The sequence below is a fragment of the Kangiella aquimarina DSM 16071 genome (assembly GCF_000374105.1).
Lineage (GTDB): Bacteria > Pseudomonadota > Gammaproteobacteria > Enterobacterales > Kangiellaceae > Kangiella > Kangiella aquimarina.
Genome location: NZ_KB893651.1, coordinates 397,257 through 419,087 on the forward strand (window position 1 = coordinate 397,257; position 21,831 = coordinate 419,087).

A 21,831-nucleotide genomic window follows, 5' to 3' on the forward strand; every position below is an offset into this window, starting at 1 on the left:
TATTTAATCCTGTGCTGCGATGGAAAGGGTAGAGAATATAGGATGTTCAAACCAAAGCACAAAGAACCTGAAATTAAACTTTTCGACAGCCATTGTCATCTAGACTTCCCGGTTTTTGATAAGGACCGGGATGCCATTCTAAGCACCATGCATAAAGTAGGAATCGAGGGGATCCTGATTCCTGGCGTGACGCAGGATAAATGGCGTTACCTGCGACAGCTTGCAGCATTGAGACCTGATGTCCATGTTGCACTTGGTTTGCATCCTATGTTTCTCAAAGAGCATAAAAAGCAACATCTGCACGATTTAGAATTAGCGATAACAGTGAACAACCTTTCTGCAATCGGTGAAATCGGTCTTGATTACTACGAAAAGGAAGCCGATCGAAAAACTCAGATAGCATTATTTAAGGCACAAATAGAAATTGCTAAATCAGCCGGACTTCCCGTAATCTTGCATGTCCGCAAATCCCATGAAGATATTCTGCTGTATTTAAAGACTTTACACTTTGAAAATGGTGGCATTGTGCATGCTTACAATGGCAGCATGGAGCAGGCAAAGCGTTATCGCGACTTTGGCTTTAAACTCGGTTTTGGTGGGGCCATGACCTATCCAAGAGCCGTAAAACTGCGTGCATTGGCAGCTGAATTACCTTTATCTGATATAGTTCTGGAAACCGACGCGCCAGATATGAAGCCTTATAATTACACTAAAGATCATAATACACCTCTGAATATATTCCAGAATTTCAATACCTTAGTTGAATTGCGGGAAGAGCCAGCGCATGAAATCGCCACAGCAACGACTCGAAACAGTAAGCAGATATTGGGTATCCACTAATAAAATCTCATTATTTCACATTTATCTAAAACCCCTGTTGTTATTGGTTAAGTTTTAAGCTATAACAATTCGCGGTTTGCCTTTAGAAGGCTAACCGTCCTATAGCTGAAATATAACTAAACATAAACTAACAATAACGGGGTTTAAAATGGATAAAAAATCTATTTTCCCGCCTGTCAAAAAGCTGATGATAGCCACTGCAGTACTTTCTGCGGTGAGCTTTAATAATGCTGTTTTGGCGGCAGAAGAGGAAGAAGCGGAGAGCATTGTTGTTACAGGTTCTCGTATTCGTCAGGCACAAGCTGAAGGTGCTAATCCAGTAACGGTTCTGGGGCGTGATTACCTAGAAAATACAGGCGCTAAATCCGTAGGCGATATTCTAGCGCGCTTACCAACTGCAGGTTCAGCACTAAATACCAGATTTAATAGTAGCGGTAACTTCGGATTTCCACCAGACGGCGGTGGTGTTGGAGCTGGCGCAGCACAAGTTTCACTGAGACATCTAAAAGCCAAGCGCACGCTTGTTCTGGTAGATGGTATTCGTTGGGTCAATGGCTCCTCTGGTTCAGGTGTTTCAAATTCAGTGGACTTGAATACTATTCCTATCAGCATCATTGATCGTATTGAAATTTTGGAAGATGGTGCTTCATCGATTTATGGTTCTGACGCAATTGCTGGCGTTGTAAATATCATCACACGTAAAGACTTCGAAGGTATGGAGTTTAATGCATACCACGGTATGTTTGATGAAGGTGATGGAGAGACTTCTCAATTTGATTTAGCGTTTGGCGCAAGTGGTGACAAACATCGGGTATTCTTTAGTCTAAGTCACTTCGATCAAGAAGCTGTTGACTCTTTAGAGCGAGAGCTTTCTGCTGTTCCTGTGCCAAATACTGGATTGACACGTGGTAGTTCAGGTACACCACAAGGTCGTTTTGTATTTATAGATCCTAATGACCAAGTTAATGACCTAACGATTAATAATGGTGTTACTGGCATTCCTACCTATGATTTAAGCAATCCTGGTGGGCCTAATGATGATTTTCACGTATTTACCAACAATGATCGATTTAACTTTGCCGCATACAACCTCTATGTAACTCCAAGTAAGCGCACATCGATTTTTGGACAGGCTGATTACCAATTATCAGACAATGTTAATTTTTATACTAAGGCATTGTTCAACAATCGGGAATCTGTAAATCGAGCTGCGCCAGAGCCATTGTTCCTAGGACCTGATGCGGGTACTGGTGGATTGGCGGATACCGTTAGTATTCATGAGACTAATCCATACAATCCATTTGGTTTTACTCTGGATGAGAACAATTTGATTTTTATCGGTCGTCGTCCGTTGGAAGGTGGTCCTCGTGTTTTCAAACAAAATGTAGATACGGTCTATGTAGGTTTTGGCTTGAACGGTGATTTTGCTGCGGGAAATAACAGTTATTTCTGGGACATTAACTACACCCACGGTAAGAATGAAGCTAAACAGACCACTTATGGTAGCTATAATATCAGACATATTAAAAATGCATTAGGACCATTGGCTGACTGCCAGGCGCTAGAGGGCTGTGTACCGCTGAATATCTTTGGCGGACAAGGTGATGGTTCTGGCACGATCACACAAGAAATGTTGGATTATATTCAGCCGGTAATGACTGATCAGAGCGAAAACGTTATTGATACTCTTTCTGCGAATATTTCTGGTGACTTATTTGAGATGCCTGCGGGTTACTTTGCTTTTGCGGCAGGTGTAGAGACACGTGAGTATAGCGGTTTTTATCAGCCTGACGCGATCGTTGTAGCGGGTAATAGTAACGGCGTTCCATCGACACCTACGAGTGGTTCTTATGATGTAGACGAATATTACGCCGAGTTTAAGGTTCCATTATTGAAGGATATGGCTGCAGCAGAAGAGTTAACGCTTACTATGGCTGCACGAAACTCTGATTACAGTACTTTCGGTTCCGAGACTACAACTAAATTTGGTTTGCTATGGCGTGTCACTGATGAGCTAGTGCTTCGTGCGTCTCAATCAGAGGGTTTCCGAGCACCTAGTATAGGTGAGCTATTTGTTAGCGATTCACGTTTTGATGAACCACTTACGGATCGCTGTAGTAATTATCTAGGTACTCAATATGAATTTAACTGTCAGACTCTCGGGGTTCCAGATACCTACCAGCAGATCAATCAACAGGTCTCAGTTATTACGGGTGGTAATCCTGATTTAGACGCTGAAAAATCTGATAGTAGTATGTTTGGCTTTGTATACAGCCCAGCTTGGGTAAATAATATTGACTGGATGAACAGCTTTGACATCAAGGGCACCTATTACTCGCATGAAGTCAGAGATGCTATTGAACCTGAAGATGCTCAATTTAAAATTGACCAATGTGTAGCCAATCCGACTTCATCTTATTGTGATGATATTACTCGTACCGCTGGAGGCACAATTAGTTCGATTGATAACAGACTGGTTAATATTGGAACAATTGATACATCAGGTTACGATATCACTTTTAGTTATGCTAGTCCTCAATATGACTGGGGTAGACTATCAGTTAACTGGAGCAATACCTTCGTAAATGAATATGTAGAGGATGGGCGAGAGTTAGTTGGTAAGGAGCAAAATAATACCGGTATCCCAGAGTGGAAGTCGTCCATGAATATAGGTTGGGCTCTAGAAGACTGGGCAGTAAACTGGACCGTTCGCCACGTTGACAGCTTGACCGAGTCTTGCAGTGACTTCCTTGATGGTACACCTGATAGCTTAACGGCTTTAGGTTTGTGTTCGAATCCAAACACTGCTGATGAGTCATTATCGACTAATAAGTTGGATGCAACCACTTACAGTGATATCCAAGTAAGCTACTTCCCAGAAGTGGATGGAGTAGATATGGAGTTAACATTCGGTATTAATAATGCTTTCAATGCTAATCCACCAGCATGTTATAGCTGTTCTCTGAATGGTTATGATCCATCTGTATATGACCCTGAAGGAAGCTTCAGTTATTTATCTGTGAAGATGAAATTTTAATTAGGCTCGCAATGGTCTAGTTAATAAGACCGTAGGGAATGGGGCTTCGGCCCCATTTTTTTGTCTTGATGAAGTTGAACATTGGAATATTAGGCGGTTTGGTTTAATCTGAGGTCATTCTACAGCAATTACTAATGGCATCATGTCCTCAACTTTATCCTCGTTTCAATTATTGGACTTACTAAAAAAAGCAAACTGGATTTCCGAGGAGCAATTTCAGGCGTCCAGAATTCACTTACGACAAGTGAATCCTAAACTGCATCCTATCGAGCAAGTTGCCGATCTTTCCTTAACCCGTCATGACGATCACCGAAGCATCATTGATGAGGAGCTGCTCACCCAGTTTGTAGCCAAGCTCTACAAATTACCCTATGAAAAAATTGATCCCCTAAAGATCGATGTGGATGGTGTAACCAGAGTGATGTCTCTGGCGTATGCGCAGCGACATAACATTCTGGTTATTCATGTTGATAAGGATGCCGAGGTTGTCAAAGTCGCAGTGATGTATCCTGAAGACTTGTCTTGGCGTGAAAGCCTTGAGCAGGTTTTGCGCATGAAGATTATGCCTGTGATGGGTAATCCTGCGCTTATTAAGCGCTATCAGAAAGAGTTCTATTTACTTTCAGCTTCCGTAAAAGGAGCCAACGATATAAAGCTGCAGAAGGATAATACGGTAACTAACCTTGAGCAGTTGATCGAATTAAAAGGGGCTGAAGAGGCTGATGCTAATGACCAGCACATTGTCCAGATTGTTGATTGGTTATTGCAGTATGCATTTAAGGAGCGGGCCAGCGATATTCATATAGAGCCGAGACGAGAAGTAGGTAGAATACGTTTCCGTATTGATGGTGTTCTACATAAGGTTTATGAACTACCTATATCGATAACTCATGCTGTAATTTCACGGCTAAAAATTCTGGGGCGCATGGATCTTGCCGAGCGTCGCAAGCCTCTGGATGGCCGCGTAAAAACCAAAAGCCCTGATGGTTCAGAAATTGAGTTACGCTTATCGACCTTACCAACTGCGTTTGGCGAAAAATTTGTCGGGCGGATTTTTGATCCTACTGTGCTGACGCGTAATTTTGATGAGCTTGGCCTAGAAGCAGAAACAGAAGCAACCTGGCGAGATTTGATCAGCCAGCCAACAGGAATTGTTCTGCTCACAGGGCCAACAGGGTCAGGTAAAACAACAACCCTGTATACATCTCTTAAACTGCTGGCCACACCTGAAGTTAATATCTGTACCATTGAAGATCCTATTGAAATGGTCGATCCGAATCTTAACCAGATGCAGGTTCATCATGATATTGATTTGGACTTTGCGGCGGGTGTTAGAGCTTTGCTTCGTCAGGATCCCGACATCATTATGATTGGTGAGATCCGTGATAAAGAAACAGCCCAAATGGCGGTGCAGGCTGCTTTGACCGGACACCTTGTAATTTCAACTCTGCACACGAATGATGCTCCTTCAGCGATGACTCGTCTGATCGAAATTGGCGTTGAGCCCTATTTGTTAAATGCAACCATGCTCGGGGTGATGGCGCAGCGCCTCGTTCGTACATTGTGTAAATATTGCAAAGAAGAAGTCTCAACCGATCCATTGGCGTGGAAAGCAATGGTAGGAGAAAACCAAAAAGTACCAATGCCGGAAAAAATATTTCATCCCGTTGGCTGTGATCGTTGTCGTCATACCGGCTATCAGGGTCGGCAGGGCATTTATGAGTTATTAAAGGTTACCGACGATCTTAAAACATTGGTGTATGAAGGGGCTCAAATTCGTCAATTACGAAAACAGGGTATTGAGGATGGTATGAACTTGTTAAGAGTTAGTGGCGCCTACAAGGTGGCTGCGGGTTTGACAACCATTGACGAGGTTTTAAGAGTAGCTCCTAGAGATACCAAGTAGCTTTTGACTGGATACTGATTAGATTAGAAAGGCTGATGCAGGTATCAGCCTTTTATTTTTCTGTGTCATCTTCAGGTTTGTCGCTTTCCGTTTCAGCAATAGCTTCATCAGTACCCACTACATTTTCTCCATCCTGACGATGGTCTCCAATGTCTTCATCTTCCTGCATTGATTCTGTTTCAGGGTCTACCAGCTCCGAACCACCTGCTTTAGGTTCAGCGACTTGTTTAAGTACCTGATAGTACATGCGGATATTGTTCACGTATTTAACTGGCTCATCACCTCGAGCATATCCATAGCGGGTTCTGGAATACCATTTTTTCTGCCGCAGCAGAGGCAGGTATTCTTTTACATCCAGCCATTTATCAGGATTGGCCCCATCCCCTTCAGCCAGGCGACGTGCATCTTCAAGGTGACCGTACCCAACATTATATGCAGCCAGTGCAAACCAGGTACGATCCGGCTCTTCAATGCGATCAGGTATTTTTTCTTTCACCAGACGGAGGTAATCGGCTCCACCCAAAATGCTCTGCTCGGCATCCAGACGATTTTTGACACCAAGTTGTTTAGCGGTATTGAGGGTTAGCATCATTAAACCGCGTACACCGGTTGGAGAGCGGGCGTGAGGCTCCCAGTGAGATTCTTGATAGCCCATAGCTGCCAATAAACGCCAGTCCAGGTCATTCGCAGCTGCTTCATAGAAATAGGGACGATATTTATCCAGTTTGTCTTCTATGGCTCGGAGAAACTCTCGGTTGCCAACATAGTCGAACTTCGACAAGTGACCATAGTAACGTTCTGTTAAATAAGCCAGAGTTCCGTCGCCACGTATTTTTGAGAAAAACTCAATTGCTTTGATATATAAGCTATTGTCTGAGTCCTTAGGGAAGGCCCAGGCCAATGGTTCAGGTTCAGTTATGCTAAAAGCTACGGCCAGCTCTGGTTGTACCTGGCGCGCTAATTGAAGTTCATTAGAGTCCACTATGGTGTAATCGAATGTACCGTCCAATACACCATCCAGTAAGTCCTGAGGCGTTAAATCAGAACGCTCAGTCCAGCTTAAGTTGGGGTAATCTTTTTGCGCTTTCAATAGTTCCTCTGAGTGTGAACTATTGGCGACGACGGTCAGGTTTTTATCAACCTGACTGAAGTCGCGAGGACGATCATTGCCTTGCTTGTAAACAAGCTTGCTGGTGATTTCCTGATAAGGAGGGCCAAAGCGGAGAAATTCTTCACGCTGCTGGGTAACCGTTAAACCAGCGGCGGCAAAATCAGCTCGACCACTGGAAACTTCACGCAAAATCTTGGCAATATCATTTTCGGTAACGATTTGAACGCGTACGCCAAGCTCATCCGCGAATAACTTTACCAGATCATATTCAAAGCCACTGAAACCCTCTTCACCGACATACATAGTGGTGGGAGATATGCGAGTATAAACTTTGATGTAACCCTGCTGCTGAACGCGTTCCAGCTGGTTTTTGGGTTCTTCGGAACAGCTTGTCAGAAACAAAGCAGACACGATAACTAGCGCTAAACCGAGTAACTTAATTGTAAGGCCTTGATTCATTTAGGAAATTATAATCTCAGCGGTTGTTTGCCAACATTATGACGGCAATGAGCCAAAAAGTGCAAATTAAAGCATTCAATTTTCCCTTTGGGACTTATCAATAACAGCCATTTAGAGTAAAATTTGCGCTCTTTCGCAATTCCTCCAGATTTACAGTCGAGATTGGTATGCTCATATTACGCGGTAACCCTGCCTTTTCTAATTTTCAAAAAGCACATTTACTCAAAGAGTCTTCTGCAATTAGCTCACAAGTTATTGATATTTATGGTGAATACGTACATTACGTCGACACCAATAGCGAATTGACAGATGAAGAATTGAAAATTCTTGAACGATTATTGGAATACGGCCCAAGTCGACCTGCCAGTGAGCACTCTGGACAGCGCCTGATTGTGGTTCCTCGCCCAGGCACCATTTCTCCCTGGTCATCTAAAGCGACCAACATCGCGCAAAACTGTAGTCTGGACAAAATTGAGCGTATCGAGCGTGCAGTTGCGGTCTATTTCAAGACCAAAGATGGCGCTGAACTGGATGCTGATGTGATAGAACAGTTAAAGCCTCTTATCCATGACCGCATGACTCAGTCGGTATTTACCGAGCACAGTCAGGCCGAAGTCTTATTTGAACAGCACCAGCCCAAGCCACTGGCTCATGTCGATATTCTAGGTGGTGGCCGTGAAGCTTTAGTTAAAGCTAACAGCGAAATTGGCTTGGCTTTAGCCGAAGACGAAATTGATTATTTGGTCGAAAGCTTCATCAAGCTGGGGCGTAATCCATCAGACGTCGAGCTGATGATGTTTGCCCAGGCAAACTCTGAACACTGCCGCCACAAGATTTTTAACGCATCCTGGACTATCGATGGCATCGAGAAAGAAATGTCATTGTTCAAGATGATCAAAAACACCTATCAGGTTAACTCTGAAGGTGTACTGTCAGCTTATAAGGATAACGCGGCGGTTTTTGAAGGTTTTACCGCACATCGTTTCTTCGCCAACGCAGAAACTCATGAATATCAATATCATTTAGAGCCGGTACATGTTTTATGTAAGGTCGAAACCCACAATCACCCAACCTGTATTTCGCCTTATCCCGGCGCTTCGACTGGCTCCGGTGGTGAAATTCGTGATGAAGGCGCAACCGGTATTGGCGGCAAACCGAAGGTTGGCCTGACTGGCTTTACGGTTTCAAACTTGAAAGTGCCCGGTTATATCCAGCCTTGGGAAACGGATTATGGTAAACCTGAGCGTATCGTCACTGCGTTGGATATTATGCTTGAAGGTCCAATCGGTGGCGCCAGCTTCAATAACGAGTTTGGTCGTCCGGCAGTGAACGGTTATTTCCGTACTTTTGAAGAAGAGTTTGATTTTGAGTATGGAAAGGAAGTGCGTGGCTATCATAAGCCAATCATGATTGCCGGCGGTATGGGTAACATCCGTGAGCAGCATGTTGAAAAGAAAGAAATTAAACCGGGTTACAAAGTGATTGTGCTTGGTGGTCCAGCGATGTTGATTGGTCTGGGCGGTGGTGCAGCATCATCGATGGCCTCGGGCTCCAGTCAAGAAGATTTGGATTTTGCTTCAGTGCAGCGTGATAACCCGGAAATGGAGCGTCGTTGTCAGGAAGTGATCGACCGTTGCTGGGCAATGGGTGAGAAAAACCCAATTGAATTTATTCATGACGTTGGTGCTGGTGGTCTTTCTAACGCGATTCCAGAGTTAGTGCATGACGGTGAGCGTGGCGGCAAGTTTGAACTACGCCGTGTACCGAATGCTGAAAAAGGTATGGCACCTGTAGAAATCTGGTGCAATGAAGCGCAGGAGCGTTATGTATTAGCGGTTTCTCCTGACAGCTTGGCAAAGTTCGAAGAAATTTGTGGTCGTGAGCGTTGTCCATTTGCAGTGGTTGGTGAAGCAACAGAAGAGTTGCACCTTGAACTAAATGACCAACACTTCGGTAACAAACCTGTGGATTTACCAATGGATATTCTGTTCGGTAAGCCACCAAAGATGCATCGTGAAGCGGCTACATTGGCAGCACCGTCAACAGCTCTTCCTCAAGTTGATGATATCAACGAAGCCGTTGACCGTATTTTGGCATTGCCTGCGGTTGCGGATAAAACCTTCCTTATCACCATTGGCGATCGTACCGTTGGCGGTATGGTGTCGCGTGATCAAATGGTTGGCCCCTGGCAGGTTCCGGTGGCTGACTGTGCAGTAACTACTTCGACTCATAATAGCTACACAGGCGAAGCTATGGCGATGGGTGAACGCACCCCAGCAGCATTGCTTGATAGTGCAGCTTCCGCGCGTATGGCGGTTGGTGAAGCGGTTACCAATATTGCCGCTGCCAAGATTGACGACATCAAAAAGATTCGTCTTTCGGCAAACTGGATGGCCGCTGCTGGCGCTCCAGGCGAAGATGTGAATCTTTATAAAGCCGTTGAAGCGGTTGGCATGCAGCTTTGTCCTGAACTGGGCATCACCATTCCGGTAGGTAAAGACTCAATGTCGATGAAAACCGTCTGGGAAGACAACGGTGAAAAGAAGAGTGTGACTGCACCGCTTTCATTGATTATCACTGCTTTTGCACCGGTAACGGATGTACGCAAGAGTTTGACGCCTCAACTACGTATGGACAAAGAGGCAACTGAGCTGTTGCTATTAGATTTAGGTCGCGGTAAAAACCGTCTTGGCGCAACAGCCTTCACTCAAGTCTATAAATTACTTGGTACAGAGCCAGCCAACGTTGATTCAAGCGATGATCTACGTAATTTCTTTAACGCTGTTCAAGCACTCAATCATAACGATCTGGTTCATGCCTACCATGACCGTTCAGATGGTGGTTTGTTAACAACCTTGATTGAAATGGGCTTCGCTGGAAACTGTGGTGTGAGCGTGGACTTGTCAGAGCTTAATGGCACAGCCGAAGAAATTCTATTCAACGAAGAACTGGGTGCTGTACTACAGGTTCCCGCTGATAAGCGCGAGCAAGTAGAAGCCATTCTTGCAGAGCACAAGGTCAATGACTTTGCACACTTTATCGGTGAGCCTGCAGAAACTAAAACATTCAGCGTTACCAAAGACGGTAACGACGTTATCTCTCGTGACATGAAAGACTTACGCGCCATATGGTCTGAATTAACCTATCGCATGCAGGCCATGCGTGATAACCCAGAATGCGCGCAACAGGAATTCGACACTAAGCTTGATCTGGATAACCCAGGCATCAAGCCAGTAGCGACCTATAATGTTGATGAAAACATCGCCAAGCCACTGATCGCTTCTGGCGCACGTCCGCGTGTCGCAGTGTTAAGAGAGCAGGGTGTTAACAGCCAGCTAGAAATGGCGGCCGCATTCACCAAAGCAGGCTTTGAATGTATTGACGTTCACATGAGCGACATCCTGTCAGGACGCGTGAGTCTACAGGACTTCACTGGCGCAGTTGCCTGTGGTGGTTTCTCATACGGTGACGTACTGGGTGCAGGTGAAGGCTGGGCAAAATCGATTCTCTTCAACTCAAGAGCGCGTGATGAATTCGAAGCCTTCTTCAATCGCCAGGATACCTTCAGTTTGGGTATCTGTAACGGTTGTCAGATGATGTCAAACCTCAAAGAATTGATTCCGGGCGCAGACCACTGGCCACACTTCGTGCGCAACCAGTCAGCGCAATTCGAAGCACGTTTTGCCATGGTTGAAGTGGCAAAATCACCGTCACTATTCATGACCGGTATGGAAGGCTCACGCCTACCAATCGCCGTATCACACGGTGAAGGTCGTGCAGAATTTAAATCTGAACAACTGGCAAACCAAGTCAACGAATCAGGTTTAGTCACAGCACGCTACATCAACAACTACGGCAACATCGCAGATACCTATCCAGCCAATCCAAACGGCTCACCATTTGGTATTACCGGCCTCACCACAACCGATGGCCGCGTCACCATCATGATGCCGCACCCAGAACGCGTAGCGCGTACGGTGCAGAATTCATGGAGACCGGATGAGTGGAGAGAGGATGGAGCTTGGCAGCGGATGTTCTATAACGCCCGTAAGCACATAGGGTAAAATTGCCTTTTTCTCCCTATACTTTGTTGTATCAAGATTTTAATCAGGTCATTCACAAAAGCGTGAACTCCCCTCTTAAAATCTTGATACGCCGCGTCTAGGAAGAAAAATTCTAATTTTACGGTGAGGACAACTAGTCCACTCCGCGAGCTAAAAAGCTGCAAGCCTTGTTTTAGGTAAAAAATCTTAGTTTTCTCCTGATTGAAATAAGTTTTAAGTAAAATTGTCTTTGGACCGCCTAGAGATGGCGTGAATATATTAAGGGACGTAGGGTGCGTTGTGACGCACCGATAAATTGAAACCTCTACTCAAGTACAGTCTTTTCGAAGTTACTTGGTTATTAACCATAGATATGCTTTTATAAAATGCTTTGAATATAGGGAAGGACTATATCTTTATTCAAAAATACTATGTAAGCAATACTGTTAATAAAAACGGTTATCCAAAAAATAGCTTTAAATGCTTTTTTATTTGTTTTATGCCGAAGTTTTTCTTGCGCAATCAATGCTCCGGGCCATCCTCCAAGCAACGATAAAAAATGAAGTGATTGTTCCGATGTACGCCAAGCTTTATTTTTAGCTGCGCTCTTATCTTTACAATAAATCAAAAAGGTAATTAAACTAGTTATGACATATAGCGTCAAAATCGATAGTGGTATTTTACCAGCTAGGAATGATAGAGCGACAAACCCAAAGGCAATAATCGCAACTGTAACCCTTATATGATTTGTTTTTGACTGAGACCGTTTAGGTAAGCTGTCACCGGCCAGCCGCGCTTTCGTAGCACATACACGCCCCTTGTTATCTTGAGATAATTGATAGGTAACAATTTCGTTCGTCTGTGGCCTGCGATTTCTATTTGCAAAGGCTGAGATATGGATGAAAACTCTTTCTCCTCCTTGTAGAGGAGTTATAAATCCATAGCCTTTGCTATCATCCCAAGTAGTGATTTTTCCTTTTGTTCTCATATTAGTTCCTGACATTGGGTAATGAACTAGACTGTTTAAGTTAAACCATCATAGTGGTTCGCTTAATCCTTGTCCCAAAGTTCAGGCTTAGGTGCCCAGTTGCCTTCTCCCATCATGGGTTCAATCAACTCCTGTGGGCTTACTCCAAAATTCTCAACCAAGGATTTTTCTCCACCATCTTCAAAAGAGGCTTCATTGCAGAAGTTAGTGAATGCGTCATAAGACCTGGCAAGCTTTCTTATTAAAAATTGTGCAAGGTTATAACTAAGTTCAGAGCCTTCATCGGGTCTTGAGAATGAGTGTCCATTCCAGAACTCTTGTATGGTATCTTTATTCCAAAAGTTAGCATGTTTATAAGCAATCTCCTGATCCATTATGAGAGGACAGCTACCCCACATCATATCTTCTATGTTAGTTGCCAGCCCCTCATTAATCCATTTGGGTAGTGCTAGATGGCTGACTAGTGCATGTGTCATTTCATGACTTACTACTGGGAAGTTTGTATGATGATTAACGTGTGTAAATATAAAATGTCCTGCACCTCCTCCAATAAACATGCCCGAGCTAAGGCTGAACTCTCCGTCTGGGTAAAAGTGTGAGGTGTATCTATAGTAGTCATCTTGGGACGCAGCAATGATGGCAACTAGTTTTTCCTTTTCGTATTTGTAAGCTATATTTCTCAAGCTGGAAAGAATTTTTCTTAAGCTATCTTCGCAACAGCTTATATATTCTTTAAGCTCATCATCATTAAAATCAGTAATTATGATGAAATTATCAGTTTCTACTTTTCGATAAGTTGGTCCGAATTCGTCATTTAATGTATCAGTCCAATGATGAATGATGTCATCCCAGACAGCATCAATTTGTTCTTCTGGGTAAGCTTTTTCGACGTATGTCATAACCTCTAGCCAGTCGGGGTAGGTGTGCTTGTTATGCTTTTGATAGTGTTTGGTAAGCCATTCCATAGTTTTATAATACTTGTTAAAAATGTTGTTTTATTCAATTTTGAAGGGTAAATCAAGTTTCTTTTAATATCACTGTAAACTCGATGCAATTATCTCAACCAAAGCTACATTCATATCCATTTTAGTATTGCTATTTGCAAATTTATCTCATGGTTGGTTGATAATGATTTTCCGGATTGAAATCATCCGAGAAATCAGGTTCTGTAAAAAAGGTGATTGGTAAATTATATTTGATGACCAAATCAATTACCTGTATTGCTCCATCAGGTGCTTTTGCAGAGTTTGGGCTTTCCCTGTAATAATAAACCGTACCATTACTCTTTTTAAGAACTCTAAATGCAGATTCAATAAGTGATATATCAGACGGCTCACCATTGAGTAATAACTCTCCTGAAGAGAGAACACTCACTCTAGCGACGTTATCTCCTGCAGTTAAAGAGTGTACGCTTAAACTACCAAAAAGGAACGTGAGTATTAGAAGAAACTTTGTTGTATTCATAGTTATTATATTTGAATCAAATTTTAACATTCTATTTTCAAAACACCACTATTACAAGTTGAGTTAAATGTAGGGTGCTTGGTGATGTACCAAATAAAAAATTTCAAATACTGAGCTCAACACTTGTGATTAATTATTTCTCCAACCACTCTACGGATTTAACAAACCATGTTGTTGGAACAAAACGAACTCTAAATTTTTTGCGCATTTTCTTATTATCTTGCAGGTAAATAAGGGCGAAATGATTTTTATGCATCTCTACCTTTTTGAACTCTACATTTTGCTCTTTACACCAACTTTGTCCGACAAAGTTGATTGCTCGCTGTGTTAATTTAAAGTCTATAAATGAGTATATGACAATAGGTAACACAAGTGCGCCAATGCCGACCACTATGTTAATAATTAATCTGATTTCGTTATTAAATTCAATAGATGTCACTAGCTTTATTACTAGAAACATCAAGCCATATAAGGCTGCAATGATAAGCGGAGCCATTTCTATCCCTTAAATAATGGTTTAATAATTATGAAATATAGAGCTGCGGAATTTTGTGAGTGACGAAATGTTAAATTCCTGCCAACAAACCCGCCACCAATGCTGTCAGTAATACCATCAATATAACTTGAACGATTGCAATTAGAACAGCTTTCAAGAAGGTCGTGCCGAGTACCAGCATGTAGGCTAGGGCGGCTACTGGAACGGTAACAATCCAGCCATAGGTTTGGTCTAAACCAGGGAATACTTGATTAAAACCATATTGAAAGAGCGCTGATACAATCAGGGCGAACAAACAGGAGAAGAAGCCTGTGTTTTTGGCGCCGATAAATTTGGCGGCGAATTTTAGTGGTAAGACTAAAAGTAGTACGACGATGAGTAGACTGATTAAGGTGTCCATGGTGGTTAGTTCCTTGTTGTTTTATTTTAAAGTGGTTTGTAAATTTTAAGCTTATTTCGGAAAATTTATCTGCGCAACGCCCTCAAATTGTGGCTTTGCAAAGTAGTATCCCTGGAAAAGCTCAACACCAAAGTCTCTGAGTGTGGCCCATTCTTCGTAGGTTTCGATTCCTTCAGCTATGACTTCTGAACCCAGATCTTTGCAGACGGTTAAAATACCTTTAACGATGGCTTGTTTGCTTTTGTGATTGTTGATATTTCTAATGAGAGCCATGTCTAACTTAACAATATCGGTTTGGATTTCACTAATAAGAGTCAGTCCCGCATAGCCAGCACCAAAGTCGTCAATTGCTGTTAGAAAACCTCTGGATTTATAGTAAGTAACAATATTTTTTAGATGCTCCAGATCATCTACTTTTTCGCCCTCGGTAATTTCAAATATGATTTTATCAATTGGGAAATTATATTTTTCTGCTGCGGCTAATGTTGTGCGCAAACATAACTCCGGCTGATAAATGGCGTTGGGCATGAAGTTGATACTTAGTTTCTGATCAAAATTTAGCTTTGAAGCAAGCTCTATGGCTTTTGTTCTACAGGTTTGATCGAAGGGATAGAGATTGTCCGCATTAACGTTCTTAAATACTTCATGAGCTGACTCAGCATTAGTGCCTCTGACGAGTGCTTCGTGGGCGAATACTGTTTGGCTGGCGGTGTTAATGATCGGTTGGAAAGCCATTGAGATATCAAACCCTAACGCTTCTTTGTCATTGCAGCGAGAGCATCCGAAGTTGTTATCCAGGCTTTTACTCATAGTGCCTTCCTTAAAGATTCTGTTTCTTAGTTCGTTTAAATCTAAGTGCTGGCTCCTCGCCAGTCTGGCTTTCCATACTACTGACAAGATTATTTATTGTAAACTTTATAATGACTTAGCCCTGTGGCATAGTATTGGCTGCTCAATTCACACTGAATCTATTATATGCGTGACCCGAAACTGGATCGTGACGCTTTGGCGTTTGTGGAAGGCGAGTTGGCGGATTGTTTGACTCGTTTGAACCGTGGCATTGAAAAAGAGAGCTTGCGTGTCACGGAGGATGGATACCTATCAACTAAACCTCATCCCAAGTCCTGGGGCTCAGCCCTGACTAATGAATTTATTACCACAGATTATTCTGAGGCTCTTCCTGAGCTGATTACTCCGGTTAGTAATGAGCGCCTCAAACCGCGCCAGTGGTTGCACGATATTCATCAGTTTATCTATCAGCACATGGATGATGAAATTCTGTGGATTGGTAGCATGCCCTGTATTTTGACTAAAGAAGATGATGTCCCTTTGGCGAATTATGGTACTTCCAACGTTGGCATGATGAAGCATATCTATCGCCGAGGTCTGGGTTATCGCTATGGGCGTTATATGCAGGTTATTTCTGGCGTGCATTACAACTTCTCGCTTCCAGAGGATTTCTGGACAAAATATCAACAGTTCAGGAAAGATAGCGGTAATTTAAAAGATTTTATATCTACTCAGTATTTAGGCTTAATTCGTAATTATCTGCGTTATTGCTGGTTACTCCCATATTTGTTTGGCGCATCGCCAGCTATTTGTCGCTCTTTCACGAAAGGCAAGGGTGGGTCACTGCTGGAAGATAATGGAGATGGCAGTTTGTACGGCAAATATGCGACTTCTTTGCGCATGAGTGATCTTGGTTACCAAAACAATGCTCAGTCTAAATTTTCCATACGCCACAATGACTTAGATGAGTATGTGGGTGAGCTGGAACGTGCCATTCGAACTAAAGATGAGTTCTATGAAGAGCTTGGTGTTAAGGTGGATGGAGAATACCGCCAGCTGAATGCTAACTTGTTGCAGATTGAGAATGAATACTACGCAAAAATCCGTCCAAAAAGGGTCATTAATTCAGGGGAAAGACCGACTCAGGCGCTGAAAAGAGGAGGGGTTCAGTATGTGGAAGTTCGCTCACTTGACTTGAATCCTTTCGACCCAGTTGGTATAAGTCAGTCACAAATTGACTTTTTGGACGTCTTTTTGCTCTTCTGTCTGTTTCAGGAGAGCTGTAATCAATCGGATCGTGAGAATGCTGAAAACGACGAAAACTTCCGTCGTACGGTGTATTACGGCCGAAAGCCTGACCTAGGACTGTTGAAATTTAATCGAGCAGTACCATTACAAGAGGCAGCATTGGCTATCTTTGAGGAAATGCGCCCAGTTGCAGTATTGCTCGATAAGAGTAATCAGACTAAGGCCTATACTCAGGCTCTCGCTGAGGCGATAGAGATGGCAAAAGATCCAGATAAGACGTTGTCGGGTCAGTTTCTCAATAATATGTTGGCGTATGGGAAAGGGTATTTTGGTTACACAATGGACCTTTCTAAGAAAACGCGTCAGCAATTTCTTTCTGAGCACATCAACCCAGAGGTTGAGGCTCTGTTCGAGCGTGAAGCGGCTCAGTCAATTGAGAAGCAAAAGCAGATTGAGGAGAGCGACTCCTTGTCTTTTGAAGAATATCTCAAGCAATATTTCGCCTAGGGGAATGAACCCTGGACAAATTAATTTAACCTAGTGAGGTGTTATGAACTATACCAAGTTCGATTTTTTGGGGATGACCGTAGGGCCAGTTGAGATCGCCTTTATGATCTATCTGGTGTTTATGATTGCCATTGGTATCTGGGCTTATAAGCGTACCAACGATTCCAGTGACTATATGCTGGGCGGCCGTGGCCTTGGTGGTGCGGTAACCGCATTGAGTGCCGGCGCATCGGATATGAGCGGCTGGATTTTGATGGGCTTACCAGGTGCGATTTATTTCACTGGTTTGTCTAACTCATGGTTAGCACTTTTCCTGATTATAGGTGCTTATCTTAACTGGAAATTCATTGCTGGCCGTCTGCGTGCATACACAGAAATTGCGGACAATGCTTTGACATTGCCTGATTATTTCGCCGGGCGATTCCACGATGCAGGCAAAGCGTTACGTATCGTAGCTGTTTTAGTCATGATTGTTTTCTTTGGCTATTACATCGGTTCAGGTCTTGTTGCTGGTAGTAAGCTGTTTGAATCAAGCTTTGGCTATGATTACAACACTGCGCTATTGGTCAGCTCCATCGTTATTATTTCTTATACCTTCCTTGGTGGTTTCCTTGCAGTTTCCTGGACTGATTTTTTCCAGGGACTAATTATCATGACTGCACTTATTGTCGCTCCTATTGTGTTATTGGTCGAGTACAACGGCTTAAGCGGTATCGTTGAAGCAACACGTGAAATCAAGCCTGAAGCGGTGAGCTTTACCCAAGGTTTCTTTGATGAAAATAACGCCTTTAAGTGGATTGGATTTTTGTCGCTTGCAGCCTGGGGTCTAGGTTACTTCGGTCAGCCGCATATTCTTGCTCGCTTTATGGCTGTAAAAAGTGTGAATACCGTGCCGCAAGCGCGTCGCATTGGTATGAGCTGGATGATTATCTGTGTGTTAGGTGCTGTATTCATCGGTTTCGCCGGTATCGCTTTCTTCGGCGGTGACTTCAATGCTAAAGCCTATGTCTTATTAACCGCGGAAGATGTGGCGGTACTCAATACGGAACGAGGAAGTGAGAAAGTCTTCCTATTGCTGACCCAGGCACTTTTTAATCCGTGGCTTGCAGGCTTCTTACTGGCGGCAATTCTTGCTGCGGTTATGAGTACCATTGACTCGCAATTGTTGGCGGTTTCAAGCTCTGTGACCGAAGACGTTTATAAACCTTATATGCGTCCTAATGCCTCAGAGAAGGAGCTAGTGTGGGTTAACCGTTTTGTAGTGATTCTGGTTGCTGGTATCGGTATTACCGTCGCTATCTTTGAGCGTGACAGCGTGTTAGATCTAGTTGGTCAGGCCTGGGCTGGATTCGGTGCTTCATTCGGACCAATCATTATCTTCTCGTTATTGTGGCAGCGCATGACTCGTCATGGTGCTTTAGCGGGTATCGTTACAGGTGCCGTAACTGTTCTGGTTTGGGACTGGTTAGGTAACAACACTGATATTGCAATATTCAAGCTGTATGAAATGCTACCTGGCTTTATCCTTTCCAGTATTGCGATTGTGGTTGTCAGCAAACTGACTCAAGTTGCTGAAACAACCTATAACCAGTTTGACTGGTATCGCAACGAGTTTAAGAAGTATAAAAGCTAATGAGTCATTTCGTAATTAGAGAAGCGGTGCGTGCAGACGCGCCGCTTATTCTTGGTTTCATCAAAGAGCTTGCTGATTATGAGAAGTTATCTCATGAAGTAGTGGCTACAGTTTCTGATATTGAGCAGACCGTATTTGCTAGCGATGCTAGAGCACACTGCCTCATAGCAGAATATGAAGGACAGCCGGCAGGATTCGCACTTTACTTTTTTAACTACTCAACCTTTTTGGGTAAGTACGGAATTTACCTCGAAGACCTCTATGTAAAACCTGAGTTTCGTGGTAAAAAAATCGGTTATGGCTTGCTGCAGAAGTTAGCCAAAATTGCCGTTGAAAAAGATTGTGCCCGTGTTGACTGGTCTGTTCTGGATTGGAATCAGCCGGCAATTGACTTCTATAAAAGTATTGGTGCAAAACCTATGGACGAATGGACAGTGTTCCGTTTGACCGGTGATGCGTTAGATGATTTTGCTAAGCTCTAGGCAAGTGACTTCTTAAAAAAGCCTCTATGTGAGGCTTTTTTTATGGGCACTATTTATTGCCTGAATCCAGCCCAATTGCTACTCTATCGGCACTTAAATTTTTAAATCAGTATTCTGTTGGAATTTGTTATGTCAAAGATCGGCACTCCGTTATCGAAAACGGCTAAGAAAGTGATGATGCTTGGTTCTGGTGAACTAGGTAAAGAAGTGGTTATCGAGTTACAGCGCTTTGGGGTTGAAGTGATCGCTGTTGATCGTTATGCCAATGCGCCGGCGATGCAGGTTGCTCACCGCAGTCATGTTATTAATATGCTAAATGGTGATGCGTTAAAGCGTGTTATTGTCGAAGAACAGCCGGATTTGATTGTGCCTGAAATTGAAGCGATTGCTACAGAGACTTTGCTGGAAGTGGAAAAAGAAGGGTTTACCGTTATCCCAACTGCGCGCGCCACTCGGCTAACAATGGATCGCGAAGGTATCCGCCGGCTAGCAGCAGAAGTGCTTGGTTTGGAAACGTCGCCTTATCGCTTTGCTGATACCTATGATGAGTATAAGCAGGCTGTTGAAGAGATTGGCTTACCGTTTGTTATCAAGCCGGTAATGAGCAGTTCTGGCAAAGGACAGTCTACGGTTAAAACTGAAGAGCAAATTGATGCTGCATGGAAATATTCACAGGCTGGTGGGCGAACTGGTGAAGGTCGTGTCATTGTTGAGGGCTTTGTCGATTTTGATTATGAAATCACTTTGCTGACGGTTCGTTCGGTCAATGGTACTCAGTTTTGTGCTCCTATTGGCCATATCCAGGAGGATGGTGACTACCGCGAGTCATGGCAGCCGCAACCAATGTCAGATAAAGCATTGGCTGAAGCTGAACATATGGCTAAAGCGGTGACCGATGACCTGGGTGGTTATGGAATTTTTGGGGTCGAGATATTTATCAAAGGCGATAAAGCGATTTTCAGTGAAGTATCACCGCGACCACATGACACAGGCTTGGTTACTCTAATATCACAGGATTTATCAGAGTTTGCATTACATGCCCGAGCCATTCTGGGATTGCCTATTCCAGCCATACGTCAACAGGGACCTTCTGCCTCTGCAGTGATCCTGGTTGAAGGTGAGTCGCAGCAAGTTGAGTTTGGGAATCTGGATAAGGCTATCTTTGAAGCTGATACTCAGTTGCGCTTATTTGGTAAACCAGAAGTGAGTGGTAAACGCCGTATGGGCGTTGCTTTAGCAAAAGCTGATTCTGTTGAACAGGCTAGAGCAAAAGCTCGTAACAGTGCTGCAAAAGTGACCATTAAACTCTAAGTATCTAAAAGAAACTCTCTTGGGTCTAAGTGTCGTTGCTCGAATAAGCAAAACCCAAGAGAGTTAAGTTAACTACCTACCTACTTAGCCTTAATTAATTTGTATTGATTTTTTAGGCTTTTCACTACCAGCTTTTTTCGGCAAGTGAATGTTTAACATGCCATCTTTAAACTCGGCTTTGCATTGATCAGTGTCAACATTGTCAGGCAGGGTAAAGCTACGAGTGAAGCTACCATAAAATCGTTCTAATCTATGCTGCTTTTCATCCTTTTCCTCGTAACGGCGTTCCCCCTGAACGCTTAAGATATTGTTTTCGATATTAATTTTAACGTCTTCTTTCTTAACTTCAGGAAGCTCCGCCTTCACCAGAAACTCGTCAGATTTTTCAATAAAGTCTACAGCTGGACGCCATTCGTTGCCGAAGCCATTGGACATTTCGTCAAATAGTCCGGAAACGGGGAAGTTCATGAAAGATTCAATGTTTGAGAAAGGTTTCCACTTTGATAGTTGCATAATACACCTCCAAATTATGTACATTGCTATGCTAGACTAAATCTATCAACCTCACCCCATTTTGATCTGGATCAAAATACTGTAAGGTTGGAATAGGGTATAAATAAGACAGTTGTTAGACAAAGGAGAGAGTTATGGGTTCATACCAACAAGTGTTAGTGGCATTGGATCTTCGTAAAGAAGGCGAGGCCATCATTCAAAAAGCAAAAAATATCCTTGCCGAAGGTGGAGATCTTCATCTGATTCATGTCGCTGAACCCATTGAAGCCGGCCTTTGGGCGGGTGCACCTTTTGGGGCCGTTATCGTCAATACTGATGATATCGAACAAGAAGCAATAAAAGCTAAAACAAAACGTATTAATGAATTTGCAAAGAAGTATGGTGTTGCCGACGACCATTGCCACATTAAGGTTGGTAAACCGTCTCGTGAAATTAAGAAGTATGCAGAAGAGAGAAACTGCGATGTTATCGTAATAGGAACCCACGGACAGCATGGTTGGGAGCTATTGCTGGGCTCAACCGCCAATGGTGTCTTACATGGTTCGCCCTGTGATGTATTGTGTGTTCAAATGCGAAAACCCAAAGATTAGACTTGATAGTCCAC

17 protein-coding genes are annotated in these 21,831 nt (G+C 43.3%); 9 read left to right on the forward strand and 8 right to left on the reverse strand.

Features of this window, described 5'->3' with window-relative positions; translation table 11 throughout:
- Positions 1-42 precede the first annotated feature (42 nt).
- The 3 genes from B158_RS0111220 (at position 43) to B158_RS0111230 (ending at position 5,783) form a co-directional block, all read left to right on the forward strand.
- The gene (locus B158_RS0111220) at positions 43-840 is read left to right on the forward strand and encodes a TatD family hydrolase (protein ID WP_018625475.1); all 798 of its coding nucleotides are present in this window, start codon (positions 43-45) and stop codon (positions 838-840) included.
- Between the two features lie 148 nt (positions 841-988).
- Positions 989-3,877 (forward strand): TonB-dependent receptor domain-containing protein, encoded by a 2,889-nt coding sequence (locus B158_RS0111225; RefSeq protein WP_018625476.1) that lies wholly within the window; start codon positions 989-991, stop codon positions 3,875-3,877.
- A 142-nt stretch (positions 3,878-4,019) separates the two neighbouring features.
- On the forward strand, positions 4,020-5,783 hold the full coding sequence (locus B158_RS0111230; protein ID WP_018625477.1) for a GspE/PulE family protein: 1,764 nt from the start codon (positions 4,020-4,022) through the stop codon (positions 5,781-5,783).
- A 52-nt stretch (positions 5,784-5,835) separates the two neighbouring features.
- Here B158_RS0111230 and mltF read toward each other — a convergent pair whose 3' ends face one another.
- Positions 5,836-7,353: a membrane-bound lytic murein transglycosylase MltF gene (mltF, locus tag B158_RS0111235; protein WP_018625478.1), complete on the reverse strand. Its 1,518-nt coding sequence runs from the start codon at positions 7,351-7,353 to the stop codon at positions 5,836-5,838.
- Between the two features lie 167 nt (positions 7,354-7,520).
- Between mltF and purL the strand changes: the two genes are divergently transcribed.
- The gene (gene purL, locus B158_RS0111240) at positions 7,521-11,417 is read left to right on the forward strand and encodes a phosphoribosylformylglycinamidine synthase (protein ID WP_018625479.1); all 3,897 of its coding nucleotides are present in this window, start codon (positions 7,521-7,523) and stop codon (positions 11,415-11,417) included.
- Between the two features lie 358 nt (positions 11,418-11,775).
- Here purL and B158_RS0111245 read toward each other — a convergent pair whose 3' ends face one another.
- From B158_RS0111245 to B158_RS0111270, 6 genes are all read right to left on the reverse strand, one after another.
- Positions 11,776-12,384: a DUF1294 domain-containing protein gene (locus tag B158_RS0111245; RefSeq protein ID WP_018625480.1), complete on the reverse strand. Its 609-nt coding sequence runs from the start codon at positions 12,382-12,384 to the stop codon at positions 11,776-11,778.
- Between the two features lie 62 nt (positions 12,385-12,446).
- Positions 12,447-13,349, reverse strand: coding sequence for a hypothetical protein (locus B158_RS13110; protein ID WP_018625481.1), 903 nt, complete (start codon positions 13,347-13,349; stop codon positions 12,447-12,449).
- A 142-nt stretch (positions 13,350-13,491) separates the two neighbouring features.
- Positions 13,492-13,878, reverse strand: coding sequence for a hypothetical protein (locus B158_RS0111255; RefSeq protein ID WP_018625482.1), 387 nt, complete (start codon positions 13,876-13,878; stop codon positions 13,492-13,494).
- Positions 13,879-13,981: 103 nt separating this feature from the next.
- The gene (locus tag B158_RS0111260; RefSeq protein ID WP_018625483.1) at positions 13,982-14,344 is read right to left on the reverse strand and encodes a hypothetical protein; all 363 of its coding nucleotides are present in this window, start codon (positions 14,342-14,344) and stop codon (positions 13,982-13,984) included.
- Positions 14,345-14,414: 70 nt separating this feature from the next.
- Entirely contained in the window at positions 14,415-14,744 is a 330-nt protein-coding gene (locus B158_RS0111265; protein WP_018625484.1) for a hypothetical protein, read from the reverse strand.
- Positions 14,745-14,795: 51 nt separating this feature from the next.
- The gene (locus B158_RS0111270; RefSeq protein WP_018625485.1) at positions 14,796-15,554 is read right to left on the reverse strand and encodes an EAL domain-containing protein; all 759 of its coding nucleotides are present in this window, start codon (positions 15,552-15,554) and stop codon (positions 14,796-14,798) included.
- Positions 15,555-15,719: 165 nt separating this feature from the next.
- Here B158_RS0111270 and gshA point away from each other — a divergent pair, with 165 nt between their 5' ends.
- From gshA to purT, 4 genes are all read left to right on the forward strand, one after another.
- Positions 15,720-17,288 (forward strand): glutamate--cysteine ligase, encoded by a 1,569-nt coding sequence (gene gshA, locus B158_RS0111275; RefSeq protein ID WP_018625486.1) that lies wholly within the window; start codon positions 15,720-15,722, stop codon positions 17,286-17,288.
- A gap of 43 nt (positions 17,289-17,331) precedes the next feature.
- Entirely contained in the window at positions 17,332-18,921 is a 1,590-nt protein-coding gene (putP, locus tag B158_RS0111280; protein WP_018625487.1) for a sodium/proline symporter PutP, read from the forward strand.
- Complete coding sequence (locus B158_RS0111285) at positions 18,921-19,403, forward strand: GNAT family N-acetyltransferase (RefSeq protein ID WP_018625488.1); 483 nt, start codon at positions 18,921-18,923, stop codon at positions 19,401-19,403. Before putP ends, B158_RS0111285 begins: the two co-directional genes overlap by 1 nt.
- A gap of 129 nt (positions 19,404-19,532) precedes the next feature.
- Positions 19,533-20,714, forward strand: coding sequence for a formate-dependent phosphoribosylglycinamide formyltransferase (gene purT / locus B158_RS0111290; protein WP_018625489.1), 1,182 nt, complete (start codon positions 19,533-19,535; stop codon positions 20,712-20,714).
- A 90-nt stretch (positions 20,715-20,804) separates the two neighbouring features.
- Here purT and B158_RS0111295 read toward each other — a convergent pair whose 3' ends face one another.
- The gene (locus B158_RS0111295) at positions 20,805-21,227 is read right to left on the reverse strand and encodes an Hsp20/alpha crystallin family protein (RefSeq protein ID WP_018625490.1); all 423 of its coding nucleotides are present in this window, start codon (positions 21,225-21,227) and stop codon (positions 20,805-20,807) included.
- Positions 21,228-21,361: 134 nt separating this feature from the next.
- Here B158_RS0111295 and B158_RS0111300 point away from each other — a divergent pair, with 134 nt between their 5' ends.
- The gene (locus B158_RS0111300; protein WP_018625491.1) at positions 21,362-21,817 is read left to right on the forward strand and encodes a universal stress protein; all 456 of its coding nucleotides are present in this window, start codon (positions 21,362-21,364) and stop codon (positions 21,815-21,817) included.
- Positions 21,818-21,831 lie beyond the last annotated feature (14 nt).

What these genes read in the sequence shown, in the direction of transcription:
- purL (WP_018625479.1), top strand. Translation starts at nt 7,521, where the DNA reads ATGCTCATATTACGCGGTAACCCTGCCTTTTCTAATTTTCAAAAAGCA.
- gshA (WP_018625486.1), top strand. Translation starts at nt 15,720, where the DNA reads ATGCGTGACCCGAAACTGGATCGTGACGCTTTGGCGTTTGTGGAAGGC.
- putP (WP_018625487.1), top strand. Translation starts at nt 17,332, where the DNA reads ATGAACTATACCAAGTTCGATTTTTTGGGGATGACCGTAGGGCCAGTT.
- B158_RS0111270 (WP_018625485.1), bottom strand. Translation starts at nt 15,554, where the DNA reads ATGAGTAAAAGCCTGGATAACAACTTCGGATGCTCTCGCTGCAATGAC.
- B158_RS0111245 (WP_018625480.1), bottom strand. Translation starts at nt 12,384, where the DNA reads ATGAGAACAAAAGGAAAAATCACTACTTGGGATGATAGCAAAGGCTAT.
- B158_RS0111265 (WP_018625484.1), bottom strand. Translation starts at nt 14,744, where the DNA reads ATGGACACCTTAATCAGTCTACTCATCGTCGTACTACTTTTAGTCTTA.
- purT (WP_018625489.1), top strand. Translation starts at nt 19,533, where the DNA reads ATGTCAAAGATCGGCACTCCGTTATCGAAAACGGCTAAGAAAGTGATG.
- B158_RS0111260 (WP_018625483.1), bottom strand. Translation starts at nt 14,344, where the DNA reads ATGGCTCCGCTTATCATTGCAGCCTTATATGGCTTGATGTTTCTAGTA.
- B158_RS0111295 (WP_018625490.1), bottom strand. Translation starts at nt 21,227, where the DNA reads ATGCAACTATCAAAGTGGAAACCTTTCTCAAACATTGAATCTTTCATG.
- mltF (WP_018625478.1), bottom strand. Translation starts at nt 7,353, where the DNA reads ATGAATCAAGGCCTTACAATTAAGTTACTCGGTTTAGCGCTAGTTATC.
- B158_RS0111230 (WP_018625477.1), top strand. Translation starts at nt 4,020, where the DNA reads ATGTCCTCAACTTTATCCTCGTTTCAATTATTGGACTTACTAAAAAAA.
- B158_RS0111300 (WP_018625491.1), top strand. Translation starts at nt 21,362, where the DNA reads ATGGGTTCATACCAACAAGTGTTAGTGGCATTGGATCTTCGTAAAGAA.
- B158_RS13110 (WP_018625481.1), bottom strand. Translation starts at nt 13,349, where the DNA reads ATGGAATGGCTTACCAAACACTATCAAAAGCATAACAAGCACACCTAC.
- B158_RS0111255 (WP_018625482.1), bottom strand. Translation starts at nt 13,878, where the DNA reads ATGTTAAAATTTGATTCAAATATAATAACTATGAATACAACAAAGTTT.
- B158_RS0111285 (WP_018625488.1), top strand. Translation starts at nt 18,921, where the DNA reads ATGAGTCATTTCGTAATTAGAGAAGCGGTGCGTGCAGACGCGCCGCTT.
- B158_RS0111220 (WP_018625475.1), top strand. Translation starts at nt 43, where the DNA reads ATGTTCAAACCAAAGCACAAAGAACCTGAAATTAAACTTTTCGACAGC.
- B158_RS0111225 (WP_018625476.1), top strand. Translation starts at nt 989, where the DNA reads ATGGATAAAAAATCTATTTTCCCGCCTGTCAAAAAGCTGATGATAGCC.